Source organism: Halocatena marina, from assembly GCF_023276375.1.
In the GTDB taxonomy this organism is placed as follows: domain Archaea; phylum Halobacteriota; class Halobacteria; order Halobacteriales; family Haloarculaceae; genus Halocatena; species Halocatena marina.
In genome coordinates, this window is record NZ_JALLPK010000003.1 from 276,003 (window position 1) to 292,920 (window position 16,918).

Sequence of the window (16,918 nt, forward strand, 5' to 3'; positions counted from 1 at the left end):
AGATGAGAAAGGCAGAACGACTAAAGACGATCATGGCCGCCGAGGGTGTGGCCGTAGAAACGAACACGCAGGGATTCAATCGCGGCCGGTACGAGTCGGTAGAGCTTTTGTATAACTACGAGGACCTCAAAGACGAAGCCCGTGCGATCAAAGAAGACGCCATCGAACGACTGCCCGAACTCATCGAGCAACTCAGGGAAACAATCGAAGACAACGGCGGACGGCTCTGTCTGGCCGACGACGAGGCACCCTCTCACATCGTCGCGCCAGCGATACACAAGTCACGCGAGTCGATAGCTGACCTGTTCAACTAGGTGTTCGACCCTGAGAGCCCCCTGGAATCCGCCGCGGAATTGACGCAGTTCGCCCGCGAGAAACTCGGCGAGTGTATCACGGCCGCCGATGTCGGCATGACAGGCGCGAATTTCGTAACGGCCGATACCGGGACGATTGTACTCGTAACGAGCGAGGGGAATGCCCGGAAGACCGTCGCGGCGACAGAGACACACGTCGCGGTTGCCGGCATCGAGGAGGTCATTCCGTCGGTCACCGACCTCCAGCCATTCGTCGAACTGATTGGTCGGTCGGGGACCGGCCAGGACATCACTTCGTACACCTCCTTGCTCACCCCATCGGTCGATACCCCAGTGGTCGACTTCGCGGATGACGAAATGGCCCTGTCAGCTTTCGACTCTGACCGCGACTTCCACCTCGTTTTGATCGACAACGGTCGGATGGCGATGCGCGAGGACGACGACCTCAGGGAGACGCTGTACTGCATCCGGTGTTCGACCTGTTCAAATGTCTGTGCCAATTTCCAGCAGGTCGGCGGCCACGCCTTCGGCGGGAATACCTACTCGGGGGGTATCGCAACGGGGTGGGAGGCCGGTGTTGAGGGGCTCGACGTCGCCGCCGAGTTCAACGACCTGTGCACGGGGTGCTCGCGCTGTGTTGAGGCGTGTCCAGTGAAGATAGATATTCCATGGATCAACACGGTTGTCCGCGACCGTGTCAACCAGCAGACGGACGAGAATTTTGACTTCCTCGTGGACGGACTCACGCCCGACGTCGAGGGGTCGAGTCTACCCCTCCAGAAACGGTTTTTCCGGAAACTTTGAGACGGTCGCCAAGGTCGGTTCGGCGACGGCGCCGGGCCTCGAACTGGCTCGCCGACACGTGGGTCTCGCGGCAGGCGATGGACCGGTTCCTCGGGATCGACACTCGCCGTGACCTCCTGCAGTTCCAGCGTAAGACGCTCGTTGAGTGTTCGCCGACCGCGACGTCTCAGTCGAGAGCCCGCGACGGCAGGCGGTCCTCTATCCCAACCTGTATACGAATCACGTTCAGGTTGAGCGCGGGAAAGCAGCCGTCCGCGTACTCGAAGCGCTCGGCGTAGAGGTGGTCGTCCCATCGGTCGCGTCCAGCGGCCGTGCGCCGCTCTCTCAGGGGATAATCTCCACTGCGCGGGACCACGTCAATTGAGTAGCAGAGCCCCTCGAACCGGTCATCGAATCTGGCCGCGACGTGGTCGTCATTGAACCCAGCGCCACCGCGATGTTCGAACGCGAATACAACCGTCTGCTCGACGGATCCGCGGCGACGCTCGCCGAGAACAGTTACGAAATCGGAGAGTACGTCTTCGGGCTAGTCGAAAACGGTGCCGATGGGTCCGTGCTATGTTCCGGCGATGGCGATCCAGTTGCGTACCACAGCCACTGTCAGCAACGCACGCTCGGACTCGAACAGTACACGGTCTCGCTGCTGGAGCGGCGTGGGTTCGACGTGGTGAATTCCGACGTCGAATGCTGTGGCATGGCGGGGAGCTTCGGGTACAAGTCCGACTACTACGACGTGAGTATGGCAGTCGGCGAGGGTCTGCACGACCAGTTCACGACTAACGAGACACGCGATAGGATCGTCGTCGCCAGCGGGACCTCCTGTCTTGATCAACTCGATGATCTCTTGGAGCGCAGTCCGACCCACCCTGTGCAACTGCTGGACCCGGGACCGGATTGACCTGCCGACGCGGAGCCGAGTCGTTTCCCGGATACCGGGTGGTCTTTACCCTCGTGAGGACGATACTCTGCTCGCTGGCAGGCTCACGAGGGCTGATTGTCGGCGGTCAGGGCGTGCTTCACACGCTCGGATTCGATGACTTGTTTGTCGGAATCACGATTATCGCTTTCGGCACGTCGATGCCTGAACTCGCGACGTCACTGGTCAGTGCGTACCGCGAGGGGGCGGCCCTCTCCGTGGAGAACGTCATCGGGAGCAACATCTACAACATCCTCGCTGTCATCGGTCTCGTGGCCGTACTCGTCCCAATCCGCGTTTCCGTCTCGACGAAGACGATCGAACTGCCGCTGTTAGTCGTCTTCACCGTCGGCGCGCTCGTGCTACTTGCTGCCAGAGAACGCGTGTCGCGTGTCGAGGGAGCGGCGCTCCTGAGTGGGTACATCGGATTTATCTACGTCTTGGCACTCAGTCGTGGCATCTGAGTTGGACCGATGAACATTAGCAGTCGCGAATGTAGCAACATATTGTGAGCAAGGTGCTAGAACGGCAATATCCGACTATCAGACACTGGGAACTAACCGACAAGTAGACTTTTTAACATCCCGTACATTCTCTGTCCAGAGGTATGGTCGAGAATCCACACTCTAAAACGGGTGACGAAACCATCCAAGAGTCAATTACAAGCGCCGTAGTCAGTCGAATCGCAGCATCAACCGGCCGTGATGAAACCGAGTTGCCACCGCTATACGAGACGCTCGATCCAGATGCACTCGACGAACTCTTTTGCTCGAGTACCGCAAATATGGCTACGCTCTCATTCAAGTACGCTGGACAACAAGTTACGATCCACTCGGATAGAACAATCCATCTCGCACCACAGAAAGCGTAAAAGGCCGAGACGACGGCGAATAGAGCCAACACCTAGAAGCGTTTGATGAGCGTCACAGTGGCGACTAACCACTACAAAACCGCGTCGAATAGTGTTTGAGTCTTCAGCGAGTCATCCCGAGTTCGGCGAGATAGACTACGCTGCTCTGTTGAATCCAATGACGGCGGCCGGATCGGTGAATTAGTATTCAGCGTTTGAGCAGGAGCTGGCGAGAAGATGACTGGCCGGCGTCGGCTTTCTCTCTCCATAATCACCCTATCATTCGAAGTCCACATGTGAGGAGCCGTTACTACTGGAGTCTAATGACCGTGCATTCAGCCCCGGTCCCCACGCTATATCCAGATTCAACAGAGCAGACTACGCTGATACCTACGAGTGGCTCGACGAGGTGCAGTTTCTCTCCGACGCCGACAGACGCTGGCTGCTCGACGACGTAGCACGAGCGTTTTTCGATCCCTGCTGGTCGCGTGTACGCCAGTCTACTCTGTCGCTGCACCGTCGTACTATTTACACCGAAACACTGGTTTTGAGAATCCGATAGGTCGACTCCCAAACTCAGTTCTGAACTATCATATTGTATCGGTCCCTGCTGGGGCACCGTGCGGTGTGAGGTGGTGCTTCGGATCTCCAGCACAGATTCAGTACGGTCGTAGAAGTTGAAAGGATAGCCTGAGTTTGATACTGCCGTCGTACTCCGTATTGTCGACTTCCATTGTGTTGAGCTACCGAGTGAGAGCTCCACAAAATACGGGAGTTGCTATCAGTACAGGACCGGTATTATCGTCAATTTCAGCTCCAATACCGGACCGGGGACAAAGAGATTACAGTAGTACTTCTGTAATATCTAGAAACCAGGTACCAAATGTAGCCGGTATTTCCGGTAGATGTCATTGCAGAGAATGACAGTACCGCTTCGAATTGAAGGATTCATTCCAACACGAGTTCCCCTCTATCTGTCTTTAGCTAAGAGAAGAACCACGTGACAACGGCGGCTTATCGCGGCTACTTTTCGATAGGAGTGGGGAGGCGACAAGTGTGCACAACGACACCACCTCATCTCGAATTGTGCGTCAGCTCACTACGCATTTTTCCATCTGAGTTCCTCGAAGAGCACGCCGAGGAACTCTGCCCGGTCGAGCGTGAAGGGAAGCTTCAGTTCCAGTCCTCGTGTTCGGCTCTCGCCTGGGGCGAAGCCGAACACTCGCTGGGTTCAGACGCAGCTACAACTCGACCGCCGACGAGACGCTCTCTCCCGGTGGCTTCTGCCACCGGTTAACGCCGACACTCGCGGAGTATCTCTGCGACCTCGTCGTAACCATGCTCGACGAGGTCGCTGTTCCAGACGCTGTTGACGCTGATATCGACCGGTTCAGAGATGTGATGAGCGCTGATAGGACCGTGTTGCGGTTGCACGAGCTTCTCTCCGAGGAATTCAAAGCCCGTTACGAGGAGCAGGCTGGAGCGAAGCCCCACCTGCTCCACAACGTCACTGACTAGACGATCGAACGGGTCGACGTAACCGACGAGAAAACGCACGACAGCACGTTGTTCAAGACAGATTCGTGGCTGCATGGACCGCTCGTGTTGCTCGATCTGGCGTACTTCAAGTACCGCAGCTTCGCACTGATCGACGAGAACAACAGCTACTTCGTGAGTTGGTTGAAGTCGAACGCGAATCCGGTGATAACCGAGGAGTTGCGGGCCTGGCGCGGACGCGCCAGGCCCTTGGTGGACGAACAGATTCAGGATGTGGTCGATGATCTCTCGCGGAAGTACACCGACGTAGAGGTCCAAAGCGGAGTTCAAGCGAGGCCAGTACGAACGTGCTAGCTGGACACGAAGCGGCCCCGCGTCGTCGGCGTCCGTGATGAGGACGCCGACGACAACCATCTCTATTTTACGAATCTGCCGAGAGAGGAGTTTCTCCTGGCGGATCTCGAAATACTCTATCGGTGTCGGTGGGAGATAGAAACGCTGTTTCGTGAGCTGCAGACGCAGTGCGGACTGGACGAGTTCGACACAAAGAAAATTCTGCTGTATGCGGCGTTGCTGTCACTGCTGGTGAGTCGTGAGCTGTTGGATCTGGTCACTGAACAAGCCGACAATGAAATCGTGTTTCCGCCGGAACGCTGGGCGGCAACTTTCCGGTCGCACACCCAGCTCATCCTTCACGAACTCGGTAAGTATCTCGGCTACTCGCTACCGCGACGGTGTGGCTCGCACAGTTCACCATTCGGACTGACAGAGTGTATCGTCGGCAAGTCTCAGCGCTTCTCTTGAGCACATTTCCCCATGGATCGCCAGCCTTCTGTACATCTCGGGAACCGTATCCGTAGACCCGACGCCGCTTGCATTCACCCTCACGGCACTCGGTCTTTCGTGGGCAATCTTCCGTGCGTGGTTGCTTGACATCTCACCGATCGCCAGCGAAATTGACGTCAAGACAATAAACGATGGCGTGCTCGTCGTTGACGGTACTGGCTAGGTCGTATACGTCAATCCCCAACTTACCGAGCAATTCGATATCGACGACAGTGTAGTCGGACACGATATCGAAGATCTGTTGAGAGTTTCTCCTGTGCTGGACGAACAGTACCGAGAGGTCGTAAACCCGTGAGAACAAAGAGAAGATCGAGTTCGACGATCGGTACTACAGTGTGGACGTCTCGCCGATTTCCGACGTGCGTGACCAGCGAATCGGACAGGTGCTGGTGTTCCACGACCTCACCACGGAAATGCAGTGTTAGCAGGATCTGGAGGCGCGCAACAAATCACTCGACCGGTTTGCCAGCATCGTCAGTCACGACTTGTGGAATCCTCTTAACGTCGCAGAGGGACGGCTTCAGTTACTCGACGAGGAAAGAGACGGCGAGCACATCGAAGCGATCGAACGCTCTCTCGACCGGATGGAACTTCTGATTGATGACATGCTAACGCTCGCCCGGCAAGACGGCGATATCAGGACCAGGTCAGTCACCGTCGGGGCTATCGCCGAGTCGGCGTGGGAACAGGTGGCGACGGCAGATGCGTCACTCACTGACGAGACGAGTGACCTGACTGTCAAAGCTGATCCCGACCGATTGCAGCACCTGTTCGAGAACGCCTTCCGTAATAGCGGCGAACACGGTGGCGAAGATGTCGTCGTGACTGTCGCTGTGCTTCCCGATAGAGATAGATTCGCGATTACTGACGATGGGTAGGGATTCGATGAAGTCGACGCTGACACTCTCTTCGAGCGGGGGTATACGACCGACAGGTCGGGTACAGGCTTGGGCCTCTCAATCGTCGAAGGAGTCGTTGACCAGTACGACTGGTCAGTGACTGCCACAGACGCTGCGGACGGTGGTGAACAACTAGAGCTGTCTACGAAACCATGACTTGTCTAAATTGACTGTTTGTCTGAATAATGTCAATAATAATCTCCAACGATTACGATCGTCATCATTGAACAATTTCTCCATGATCTCGACGAAGAACACGACGTCGAACCCGCCGAGTTTCTCGTTGGTGACGACAGAATTTCTCAACCGCACTCGACCGGCTCGGCCTCCGATTTCGGATATCTCGCCACCAAAATCGCAACGGCAGCGAACGGATCTTCCATGAAGTTAACCGCCGCACTTCTTCGATTTCAAACTGCTTCAGCCACGCTGTACCAGAAACCGCCGAATCCTGACTCCAACACTTCTACTCAGCCCACAATGATATTAACTAAATACCATCTCTAATATGATAAAAATTTTTAAATAGTGTGGATTGATTTGTATGTCTGATGGAATACGATATAGCATTACTGCCAGGTGACGGGATCGGTAACGAGGTCGTAGAAGCGACGATCCCGGTACTTGACGCAGCGAGCGAGAAGTTCGGATTCGAGTTTCAGACGACATGGTACGACTGGGGGAGTCAGCGATACCTACAGAAAGGGGAGATGCTTCCGGATACAGCCTACGACCAACTTGCTGAACACGACGCGATCCTCCATGGCGCAATGGGGCACCCAGACGTTCCAGATCATATCAGCTCGACTGAAGGACATATTTCCATCCGTCGAGAATTCGATCACTACATCAATCTCCGCCCAGCGATACTCTTTGATTCCTCGTTGACGCCGCTCAAAGGTGTTGAAACGGAGGACGTCAACATCGTCTGGTATCGGGAGAACACCGAGGGTGAATACATAGACGTCGGTGGTCGACTCAACCGCGGTGGGTCCACAGAAATTGCTCTGCAAAGTTCTATCTACACCAAAGAAGGAATTCGACGGATCGCCAAGAGCGCGTTTCGTGACGCGAAAACCCGAAGCAAGAAGGTGACGAATGTCACAAAATCGAATGCGCTTTCACACGGCCCAGTGTTCTGGGACGAAGTCGTTGAGGAAGTCAGCGAGGAGTTCCCCGATGTGAGGCTTGAGAATATGTACGTTGACGCGGCGAATATGCATTTAGTCCAGCGGCCTGAAGACTTTGACGTGGTGTTGTCTTCGAACCTATTTGGAGACATCCTCACAGATCTCACGGCGGCCATTGTCGGCGGGCTCGGGATGACCCCATCGGCGAACCTTAACCCGAACAACGACTATCCGGGGATGTTCGAACCGGTCCACGGAAGTGCTCCGGACATCGCCGGGGATGGGATCGCCAACCCACTGGCAACTGTGTTGAGTAGCGGTCTTATGTTCGACGACTTCGGGCAAAGCTCCGCAGCCGCAGCCATCCGAGAAGGGGTAGAAGCACAGGTGAGTGACGAGACCGCTCCAAAGACGCCCGACTTGGGAGGGTCTGCGAAAACCAGAGACGTCGTCGACGATCTCGTCACGCGATTCTGATTCTCACAACCAGTTTCGCTTCGGTAACCAAGAGGTAACCCCCGGGACAGAGAAAGAACTATTACTCGGCTGCGAGACTAACACGGCGATATGGTAGTCAAACGTTTTTCAGTCAATGATTTCACAGTAAATGGACCAGTGTCGCATGAGAATCCTTTCGAAGTCGAGGTCACCGCTGACTTCGAACACGCGTCTGGGGAATGTATCGAGGGGATCAAGGGGTTCTACGACGGGAAGAGCTGGGTCGTCAGGTTCTCTCCGCCTTTGGAGGGTGAGTGGACGGGGACGACCCGCTCCAGCGAATCCGCCCTTGACGGCCAGGAATTCGGCCCGCTGGAATGCGTGCCCTCGACGAACCCGGACGTCCACGGACGGGTCCGGACGGACGACGCTCACCCTCAGCGCTTCCGGTTCGAGGACGGCACGGAATTCAAGCCACTGGGGTTCGAGTTCGACTGGCTGTTTGCCTATCACCAGGCCCAGCCTGAACCGTGCAGGGAGACGTTGGAGACGCTTGTCGACCGCGGGTTCAACTACGTTCTCGCCAACGTTTACGCCCACACGGGGTTTGGGGACTCAGACAGCGAGCACGTCTACGGGCCGCCCCCAACATACGTCTTCGGGGGAACGAACGAGGAGCCGAACCACGAGGTGCTGAACCCCGCGTTCTTCGACGACTTCGACGATCTGCTAGAGACTATGCACGAGTTAGGGATCGTCGTCCACCTGATGATGCAGGTCCAGAACAAGGAGGTCAACTGGCCCGAACGGCGCTCGGCCGACGACGACCGCTACTGGAAGTACGTCGTCGCGCGGTACGGTGCGTACCCGAATCTCGTCTGGGACGTCAGCAAGGAGTCATACAATATCCGCCACGAGGCCGGGTCCCACGACTATACTCGCGACCGGCTCGCCTTGCTCCGAAGGGTAGACGCTTACGACCATCTCGTCACTGCCCACGATCCCGACCGCGGCCGGTCCCCACGCCGGTTCACCCCGAATCACGACCGAGAAGAGCCCCCTATCGATGACTTGGTCGACTTTGTCTCCGACCAGATCGCACTCACTCGTCCCGGTCGGTACGCCCGCGAGGCGACGCTACGAGTCCGTGACCTGGAGGTCCCATACCTGAACGCCGAGAACGGCGCCGAAGTCGGCGTCGAAAATCTCCAGATCTTCGAGCGAGAGGAGTCGACCGGTCCCTGGGAGGAGGTCCTCGTGACGACCTGGGAAATCTACGTCGGCGGTGGCTACTCCTGTTATTACTACAGCAACATGGCCTGGGACCTTATTAAAACCGATCCGGAACCACCGGGATGGGAGCGATACGCCTACCTCCGTGAGACCCTTGATTCGTTCGAGTTGAACCCGATGACCCCCGCTCACGAACTCGTCTCCGATGGTTACTGCCTGACCGAACTCGGTCGACAATACCTCGTTTTCCTCCCGGATGGCGGTGACGTCGAACTTGACCTCACTCACGTAACCGGTGGCGGCGACAGCGACCTTGATCTAGAAGGAGACTTCAACGGCTTGGAGGCTAGCGCACTGGACGTCTTCACGGGTGAGCGCGAAACCTTACCGCTGTCCCACGACCCGTTTCAGGGATTCATGACTTCTATCGAGAACCCACTGTCGAATCCGGATCACCCCACCGCGATTTCGATCCGACAGTACTGAGCGAACAGCCTGCCGCCGCGGCCGCGATCTTAGTGTTTCGTGACCGTCGGCGGGGGTGCTCACGAGTGCGACATGAAGGTTTATGCGACACAGGAACGACCCATTGGGTGTTAAGATGACCGAGGAGACCACCATGTGGAGCGAGCGAGAGCAAGTGAGCGAACTCGGAAAAGAGCTGATCGCGCAGGGGCTTGCCAACGGGACGATGGGAAACCTTAGTGAGCGGTCGGGCGACTGTGTCGCCGTCTCGCCTTCAGGGGTTTCATACGAGGACGTGACACCGGAACGTGTCCCGGTCGTGACCCTTGAAGGTGAACAGATTGCGGGAGACAATGACCCGTCCAGCGAGACGCCGATGCACTGTCTCGTTTACGAACACCGCGACGACGTCGGCGGGGTCGTCCACACCCATTCGCCGTACGCGACCACATTCGCGAGTCTGGGGCAAGCGATCCCCGCGTCGCACTACTTAATCGGCTTCGCTGGCCACGAGGTTCCCGTGACCGACTATGGACTCCCCGGAAGCACGGAACTCGGACGGATGGCCGCCGCGACGCTGGGTGACGACTATCAGGCCGTGTTGCTCAAACACCACGGCGTGATCACCGTCGGGGAGACGCTCGACGCCGCCTTTGAGATCGCCCAGATGGTCGAGTACTGCGCTCGTATCCACTACCAAGCGCTGAACGTCGGCGACCCCGAGATCCTCCCTGAGAAGACCGTCGACGACCTGATCAACAAGTTCCGCTGCTACGGGAGGAACTGATGCTGGCGAATTCGGGTCGATGACATCGTCAACGAATTCGAAGAAACGAGTGCATCCACGCACGCCAGTTTCAGGACGGCATGGTCGCATCTCAGGCCGTCGTACTTGCTGTTCACCTCGTCGACGTGGGTATACTGTCCGTTGAGCGGCCACTCGGTGGCGTTCTCAATAGCGTAGAACACCCCTGTCTCGTTCGCGAGGGCTCATAATGGCTACAAGGCGGAAACCCGTGCCTTTAGGGCGGGAGGAAGCCAACATGACGGACACAAACCACGTTCGATGGCAGACCGACTCCCTCACGCCATCCCAAACGGTTATAAATGCGGCCTTCGGCAGATGAAGTACAGATGGTTGAGGGTTCACGCACTCGAACCGTCCCCGTCAAACTCGATGTGGACGAGAGTGCCGCTGAACTTCTCCACCAGACAACTGACCACTTCCTCGACGCCGCCAACTACGTCGTAGACGTAGCGTGGGAACCAGACTGGAAAATCACCAGCAAACAGAAACTCCACGACCTCACGTACTACGACGTTCGAGAAGACTCACCACTCCCAGCGAACCTCATGCAAGCCACACGAAACCGCGCCGCAGAAGCCGTCAAAGGCGTCATCGAACGCCGGAAGGAAGACGAGAAAGCCTCGAAACCACACTTCACGTCACGGTTCGCCAGCTACGACACCCGAACCGTCACCGCCAACGATGACCACTGCACGCTCGCCACAATCGACGAGCGAGCCACCGCAGAATTCGTCCTCCCCGACGAACAGCGAGATACGCCACATCGAAAGTACCTGTTCAACGACGACTTCGACGTGAAAGGAGCCACACCCCACTACGATGCAGTTGAGGACTGTTTCTACCTTCACGTACGGACAAAGGCCCGTCGTGGAGAATGATGAGGCCGAACAGGGCGATGCCAAGCACGTCTCCGTCCTTGGTGTTACTCTCGGCATCACAAACATCGCAGTCACTTCGACCGGGGAGTTCTGGGGCGGTGGCGAACTCAACCACTGGCATCGGGAGTACGAGAAACGCCGGGGCGGCCTGCAACAGACTGGGACTCAGTGGGCGCACGAGAACGTCCAGCGAGTCGGTCGAAAGCAGACTAGGCGGTTCGAGCAGATGCTTCACACCATCTCGAACGAACTCGTGGAGGAAGCTCTTGAGAACGACTTTACGCATATCGTGTTTGAGCAACTCAAAGGCATCCGTGAACGCCTACCGCACGCAGAGGCGGTTCACAAGTGGGCGTTCCACCGTTTGTTCGAGTACGTCACGTACAAGGCCGAGTCGGAAGGGCTTATAGTGAAGCAAATTAATCCGGCGTACACGAGTCAGCGTTGCTCGAAGTGTGGGTTTGCCCATGAGGACGATCGTCCACACAAGAATGGTCAGGGCGAGTTCGGTTGTCTGAAGCGTGGGTATAATGTTCACGCGGATTACAACGCGGCGAAGAATATCGGCCTGAAGTATCTCCGCGACCAGCAAAAGTCTGGGCGTGGAGACGCACCCGTAGACGTGCGCTTGAACAGCGGGATGTTGAACGTGAACGGCGAGTATTCGCCTACCGCCCTCAGCGGTTAGAACGGGAGTCCACGCTGAATACCACGCCCTAAGGGCGTGGTAGCTTACTCAATACCGAACTAATGGAACCGCTCAGTGGCGAGATGGGGCGAGACGGCAGAAACGAACGTTTCGCCGAAGTGCGACGCTGTCGGACACCGTTTCAGTCCAGATATCGCCGATTCAGCGGTCAAACACCCGCTGAGGGATGACTCCGGGCTCGTCTATCCGAAGGCGGTCGCCCACCCTGAGCTCGTCGACTACCCGCGGGTAGTCAAAGGACGCGGCATGGTCTCGTAGCGCAGCGGGATCGGCTGCGACACCTTTCCACATGCCATAGTGCGAGGGTGCGAGCCGGTCGAGCTGGAGAGCATTGGCCGCGGCGACAGCCTCGTCGTGGTCCAAATAGACCTTGCGGCGCTCCAGGACTTCATCGCGGTCGGGATAGTACTGTCTGGCTTCCGATCCCATGGCAAGCACACCAAGGTCGATGTCGAACTCGACACCAATACCGGCGAACGCGTCTGCGACTCTGCTATCGCCCCCATGGAAGAACGTCCCGGCATCGTGCTCGACGACGTATGTCACCTCGTCGATCGCGTCGGGGTCATTACCCTCTCGAACGTGGATCGTCAGATCTCCAATGGTAAGTGTATCACCGGCCGCAACGACATGGTCGCGACCCTCGACGGCATCACGGTCGACCGGAACCACGGATTCCTCCCAGGCCGCATGCGGTGCGTAGACGTCTGCACCGGCGTTCCGGACAAGCGGGAGGTACGACGGCGGGTGCATGTGGTCGAGGTGTTCGTGAGTCACGAACACCGCGTCGCACAGCGTCACGGCTTTTGGATTGACCGGAACCGGATCCATCCGAAGCAGTCGTGGGGGGACGCTCCCCCCGAAGTAGGGGTCGATATACACTGTCGCTTCCGCGGAGCGCAAGACAAACCCGTTGCAACCAACGTACCACAATGAGAGACCGTCGGGATCAACCGCCTCAACCTCGTTCTCCACGAACCAGTCGCCCCAGTCAGAATGCACCATACGGAAAACCGCACGTTCGTACGGTATATTATTTTGGGAACGATCTCGAGAATGTGTCAGATTTTATTCCGTAGAGATGCGCGTGAGGTCTTGGATGTTATTGTCTCTCTTACGACGACATCGATAACTCATGGAGTTCCAGGGTACTCGGTGGCGGTGCTTCCCAATCTGAGTCGGCCCAGTGTGAGTTCCGCGCATCGACCTTCCACCGGAGTGCGTACAGTGTTCCTTCCGGGGAGTGACCACTGTCTTCAGCCCACATCACTGTTCGATGAGATTCGGAATCGGCTGGTTCAGCGACCGTCGGATACCGGTTCCACGGGGAGCGCCACTCGATCGGTTCGAGCGTTTCCTCATCGAGCATCCACATTCCCGAGCCGTACTTCGGATGGCTGTACGTCTGGGTCAGCCGGCCGTCCGCCCCGAGTTCGAGGCCGCTGATTCCGATTCCCTTCCCCTCAAGTCCGCCACACCCACCGAAGGTGTATCGGTAGTCCCAGTCGCTGGTCTCGTAGACTTCCCAGCCTACTGGCCGGACAACACTCTCGGACTCGGCCCTGGCGTTGTAGACCTGTGTATTCCCGTCGCCGTCGAATTTGAAGTAGCTGACCACGGGACGTTGCTTCGAGTCAAAGCTGAGATAGATCTGTGAGTTGATCATCCCGCCATGGGAGGGAACCGGGTCGATCAGCTCTGCCCCATGGAAGCCGATCGGCGTCGAGACCGTGTCTCCGCGGCTGTTCTCCCAGTGTATCAGATCTTTGCTCTGGGCGTAATAGAGATCGTGATTCGTCTGTGCAGCGGGTGTGTCCCGCCAGCACCACGCCATGTGGTAGTACCCGTTCGGACCGACGACTGGTCCCTGCATATACGCACTGGATTGGGTTCCCCCAGCAATCAGTGGGTCATCAAGCAACCGTTGCCACGTGGATGATTCGGTATCGTAGACGTTGTAGATCCAATCACCCTCGCTACACGTCTTGTGCCGGTATTCGAAAACCAACTCGCCATCTGGCCCCTCGAAGAATCGTGGATAGGTGACCAGATCCTCCTCAGATCCGACCATCGATTCGATCTGCTCAAACGTCGTCACGTCGAGGGGATCTGTCGTCCGGTAGTAGTTGAGTGGGTCGACATGGAGATCGCCGACAAGATGGAGGTAGCCATCGTCGTCGACCGCCAGTACGAGGGAATTATGCCCGTCCCAGATATTGTTTCGCTCCTCGGTGACAGTGGTGAGCGTCCAGTCAATTTCACCGACGCGACGCTGGCCCGTCACGATAGACTGATCTGCCCCGTAGAATGCGACGAACTGATACTCTCCGTGTGTGTTCAGATCGAATTCCGCCGCCTGACCAGCCCATGCTTCGGCGACCTCGTGGCTAGACTCTGTCTCGAAGCGTGTATTTGTGGCCACGACCGATAGTCGAATTCTATACTATTTAAAACTCTATTCATAGGCAAGTATTGATGAAGTCATAGTACAGTATCGAGGATAATTTGATGACTATATTGGATCGCTTTAAGCTAATGGGTTTCACTGGTTGATTGTTCGCTCCGTGTTGGATACCGCACATTTTAGAGCGAATTCTGAGGATTCTGGGTGTCAGAATCGCACTCGCACGGCGATGACGAACGAGCGCTTGACAGGTGAACTACCTGCCTACTCGCTGCCTTCAGCTGCTCCTTGAGGGGGGCGTGGCGCCTGCAATCAGCTAAATTTCCAGTTTCAGTCATGGGGCGTTGAATGTAGTGCTCTTGGTTGGTTCTGGCAGTATGAGTGTAGTCGTAGGGGGCGTAGATGCAGTGTTGAATTAGTGATCTAACGCCGAGTTCTCATGACGCGACTCGGAGGGATTATTTGTTATAACTTTTGAATGTAGGGGAAGGACCGCAGATGGTCCGTGTTCCGGTGAGCGATCTACTCATAGCGCCTGAGACTCTTGGTGGCGTGGCAGTTCCCCTCAGGCGATCTGGAATCCGCCGTCGACGTAGAACAACTCGCCGGTTACGTAACTCGCGTCTTCGCTGGCGATGAACAGCGTCGCTCCGGTGACGTCGTCGGGCACGCCTGACCGTCTCAGTGGGATCGGCTTCATAAGATCTCCTTCCGTAACCGAATCACGCATCTCCTGGGCGGACATCTCGGTGAATTCCGTCGCGATACGCCCCGGTGCGATGGCATTGACGCGGATCCCTTCCTCGGCGAGTTCGATCGCGGAGCTTAACGTGATCATCCGGATCGCACCTTTGGTGGACTCGTAGGCGATCTGTTCCGGTTTGGCCATCGTCGAACTGACCGACGCCATGTTAACGATGTTGCCTTCCACCCCACGGTCAATCATGTCCTGCGCCGCGGCCTGGGTGCCGAAGAAGTATCCCTTGACGTTGATTTCGTGAATACGGTTGAACTGATCTTCGGTGATATCTAGTAATGAGTCGATGATATGGATCCCCGCGTTATTGACGTAGATATCAACTCCGCCGTACTCATGGCAGAATTCGACAGCTTCCCGCAGCTGGTCGGGGTAGCGGACATCGGTTTCGACGAACGCTGCCTCGCCCCCGTCGGCCTGAATTCGCTCGTGTGTCGGCAACTCAGCCCCTTCGTCCTTTGCTACCGGTCGCCGGGAGGCGTTGACGACTGTCGCATCAGCATCCGCGAACGCCAGTGCAACCGCTCGACCGATACCGGAACTCGCACCCGTTATCAGGACCGTTTCGTCGCTAAAGTCGAAACTCGAACTACCCATACGTCTCCGAAAATTTGTTGTCGATATTTATTTCTTCCGGTGGTAACAGTGGGTTCAAGAAGCTGTCGCGTTTGTACTCGCCGAACTCGTGCTGTCCGTCGCTGTCGAGCATCGCCGCGAGAAGCGTCTCGTGGATGTTCCCGGAGTTCGACGTAGTGGTCGCAAGCGTAGACGTCACCGTTGTGCTCCATCGCCCCCCGGTCGCCACAGGTCTCCTGAAAGACACACAGCGGCGCCCGTCGCCGAGGTGACATGAGAGGTTGGTTGAACAGCCTGACGGACACGTCGCCGACGTCGTTGCGGACCCATTCGTCGAAAATCCTGCTCATGAACTAGCCGTACTGCACGGGGTCGCCGCTCCGGTCGTTGACAGGCGCTTCCCGCGCCGCGCGGGCCACCGCGCTGTAGTCGACCGCGTCGTCCCGCATTGAGACGTCCGCCTAGTCGAAGGCCGAGTGCTCGCCAGTGTGGCGGGATCCACCAGATCCGGTGCCAGTCTCACGCCGTCACTTTTGGAATCGTCGACGGCCTGTGTCGCTTCGTCGACCGATTCGACTAGGGGATGAACTGGATCCACTGCGCTTCGCTGTTCTTGAAAAAGTCGTATGCACTGATAGTGATTAAGTCGTATCTTTACCGGTAAGATACGGCCAGATATTTGGTTCGGTGATTGCGCTCAATCCTCGTGTAATGTAGTCTTTCAGCGTCGAGAAATCTGGGATAAGGCGGTATTTGAACCATTCTTGGAGCTGATCCCAGTATCCTTTGACGGCGTTCAATTCGGGGAGCCTCGACGAGAAGTACCTCACTTCGAGATCGTCCCCGCGCACGCATAAGACCGAACTGTCTCCGACAGTTTCGGTCTCGCGCTCACCGCTGACGTGCTCCCAGAGATCCCTCGCGTAGAGGTAGTCCGATCGGTCCAGAAACACCACTAATTCCTCATTGAACTCGTCATTCAACGCTTCTAACAACCGAATTCCGTGGAATCTGGTCAAGTTCTCATCCGTCCAGCAGAAGAGGCTGTCACCGACTTCCAGAACGTTGCAGTCTCTATCGTCGGATTTGAACCGATCGGGGGACCAGCCACGCCGCTGGACGGTTCCAACGTGCTTGGTGAATTGATCGACGACAACGACGGTTTTCTCGCTCAGTTCGGGCCGTTTTTTCGACTGTTTCTTGGAACTCGGCTTTCTTCTCAGGATCGGCCTCTCTCAATAACTCGTAGGCGTAGTTTTCGTGGTATTCGATATCGTACTCCTGTTTGACGTGGTGAAGCAGGAGCCTTGCTGACCACGCTTGCTGGTCGTCGCCGAGTTCAGTTGGCGGCTGTTGCAACTGTTCTCGATCTTTGCTGGGCCTCCTGGTCGAGA

General features: G+C 56.8%; 15 protein-coding genes and 5 pseudogenes. 12 read left to right on the plus strand and 8 right to left on the minus strand.

The window, feature by feature from the left end; all coding sequences use genetic code 11:
* Positions 1–2 precede the first annotated feature (2 nt).
* The 5 genes and pseudogenes from MW898_RS22115 to MW898_RS26400 all read left to right on the plus strand — a co-directional run.
* A pseudogene (locus tag MW898_RS22115) lies at positions 3–2,016 on the plus strand (LUD domain-containing protein).
* A gap of 53 nt (positions 2,017–2,069) precedes the next feature.
* The gene (locus MW898_RS22120; RefSeq protein ID WP_248910433.1) at positions 2,070–2,498 is read left to right on the plus strand and encodes a sodium:calcium antiporter; all 429 of its coding nucleotides are present in this window, start codon (positions 2,070–2,072) and stop codon (positions 2,496–2,498) included.
* A 143-nt stretch (positions 2,499–2,641) separates the two neighbouring features.
* On the plus strand, positions 2,642–2,905 hold the full coding sequence (gene ddfA, locus MW898_RS22125; protein ID WP_248910434.1) for a DdfA family disk-determining factor: 264 nt from the start codon (positions 2,642–2,644) through the stop codon (positions 2,903–2,905).
* A 1,065-nt stretch (positions 2,906–3,970) separates the two neighbouring features.
* A pseudogene (locus MW898_RS26535) lies at positions 3,971–5,110 on the plus strand (IS4 family transposase); the annotation flags it as partial.
* Between the two features lie 109 nt (positions 5,111–5,219).
* A pseudogene (locus MW898_RS26400) lies at positions 5,220–5,264 on the plus strand (hypothetical protein); the annotation flags it as partial.
* 54 nt (positions 5,265–5,318) lie between these two features.
* On the opposite strand, the gene MW898_RS25825 reads toward MW898_RS26400, so the two are convergent.
* Complete coding sequence (locus MW898_RS25825) at positions 5,319–5,453, minus strand: hypothetical protein (protein WP_264556857.1); 135 nt, start codon at positions 5,451–5,453, stop codon at positions 5,319–5,321.
* Between the two features lie 205 nt (positions 5,454–5,658).
* Between MW898_RS25825 and MW898_RS22135 the strand changes: the two genes are divergently transcribed.
* From MW898_RS22135 to MW898_RS22155, 5 genes and pseudogenes are all read left to right on the plus strand, one after another.
* Positions 5,659–6,105, plus strand: a complete 447-nt coding sequence (locus MW898_RS22135) for a sensor histidine kinase (RefSeq protein WP_264556880.1) — start codon at positions 5,659–5,661, stop codon at positions 6,103–6,105.
* A gap of 12 nt (positions 6,106–6,117) precedes the next feature.
* A pseudogene (locus tag MW898_RS26405) lies at positions 6,118–6,282 on the plus strand (GAF domain-containing sensor histidine kinase); the annotation flags it as partial.
* 395 nt (positions 6,283–6,677) lie between these two features.
* Positions 6,678–7,733, plus strand: a complete 1,056-nt coding sequence (locus MW898_RS22145; protein ID WP_248910436.1) for an isocitrate/isopropylmalate dehydrogenase family protein — start codon at positions 6,678–6,680, stop codon at positions 7,731–7,733.
* A 90-nt stretch (positions 7,734–7,823) separates the two neighbouring features.
* A complete protein-coding gene (locus MW898_RS22150; RefSeq protein ID WP_248910437.1) occupies positions 7,824–9,413 on the plus strand; it encodes a DUF5060 domain-containing protein in 1,590 nt (529 codons plus the stop codon).
* A 115-nt stretch (positions 9,414–9,528) separates the two neighbouring features.
* On the plus strand, positions 9,529–10,179 hold the full coding sequence (locus tag MW898_RS22155) for a class II aldolase/adducin family protein (protein WP_248910438.1): 651 nt from the start codon (positions 9,529–9,531) through the stop codon (positions 10,177–10,179).
* Here the strand turns inward: MW898_RS22155 and MW898_RS22160 are convergent.
* Positions 10,164–10,361 (minus strand): hypothetical protein, encoded by a 198-nt coding sequence (locus MW898_RS22160; protein ID WP_248910439.1) that lies wholly within the window; start codon positions 10,359–10,361, stop codon positions 10,164–10,166. The genes MW898_RS22155 and MW898_RS22160 overlap by 16 nt on opposite strands.
* 165 nt (positions 10,362–10,526) lie before the next feature.
* Here MW898_RS22160 and MW898_RS26410 point away from each other — a divergent pair.
* A pseudogene (locus MW898_RS26410) lies at positions 10,527–11,766 on the plus strand (RNA-guided endonuclease InsQ/TnpB family protein).
* Between the two features lie 162 nt (positions 11,767–11,928).
* On the opposite strand, the gene MW898_RS22170 reads toward MW898_RS26410, so the two are convergent.
* The 4 genes from MW898_RS22170 to MW898_RS22185 form a co-directional block, all read right to left on the minus strand.
* Positions 11,929–12,792, minus strand: coding sequence for an MBL fold metallo-hydrolase (locus MW898_RS22170; protein WP_248910440.1), 864 nt, complete (start codon positions 12,790–12,792; stop codon positions 11,929–11,931).
* Between the two features lie 109 nt (positions 12,793–12,901).
* Complete coding sequence (locus tag MW898_RS22175; RefSeq protein WP_248910441.1) at positions 12,902–14,209, minus strand: BNR repeat-containing protein; 1,308 nt, start codon at positions 14,207–14,209, stop codon at positions 12,902–12,904.
* Positions 14,210–14,756: 547 nt separating this feature from the next.
* Positions 14,757–15,545, minus strand: a complete 789-nt coding sequence (locus MW898_RS22180; protein ID WP_248910442.1) for an SDR family NAD(P)-dependent oxidoreductase — start codon at positions 15,543–15,545, stop codon at positions 14,757–14,759.
* Positions 15,538–15,723 (minus strand): SPASM domain-containing protein, encoded by a 186-nt coding sequence (locus tag MW898_RS22185; RefSeq protein WP_248910443.1) that lies wholly within the window; start codon positions 15,721–15,723, stop codon positions 15,538–15,540. Before MW898_RS22185 ends, MW898_RS22180 begins: the two co-directional genes overlap by 8 nt.
* A gap of 82 nt (positions 15,724–15,805) precedes the next feature.
* Between MW898_RS22185 and MW898_RS22190 the strand changes: the two genes are divergently transcribed.
* Positions 15,806–15,976, plus strand: a complete 171-nt coding sequence (locus MW898_RS22190) for a hypothetical protein (RefSeq protein ID WP_248910444.1) — start codon at positions 15,806–15,808, stop codon at positions 15,974–15,976.
* A 189-nt stretch (positions 15,977–16,165) separates the two neighbouring features.
* Here MW898_RS22190 and MW898_RS22195 read toward each other — a convergent pair whose 3' ends face one another.
* Together MW898_RS22195 and MW898_RS22200 are read right to left on the minus strand one after the other, a co-directional pair.
* On the minus strand, positions 16,166–16,699 hold the full coding sequence (locus MW898_RS22195) for a transposase (RefSeq protein WP_248910587.1): 534 nt from the start codon (positions 16,697–16,699) through the stop codon (positions 16,166–16,168).
* Positions 16,599–16,883 carry a hypothetical protein gene (locus tag MW898_RS22200; protein ID WP_248910445.1) on the minus strand — a complete coding sequence of 95 codons (285 nt, stop codon included), beginning with the start codon at positions 16,881–16,883 and terminating at the stop codon, positions 16,599–16,601. The genes MW898_RS22195 and MW898_RS22200 overlap by 101 nt, the downstream gene beginning before the upstream one ends.
* Positions 16,884–16,918 lie beyond the last annotated feature (35 nt).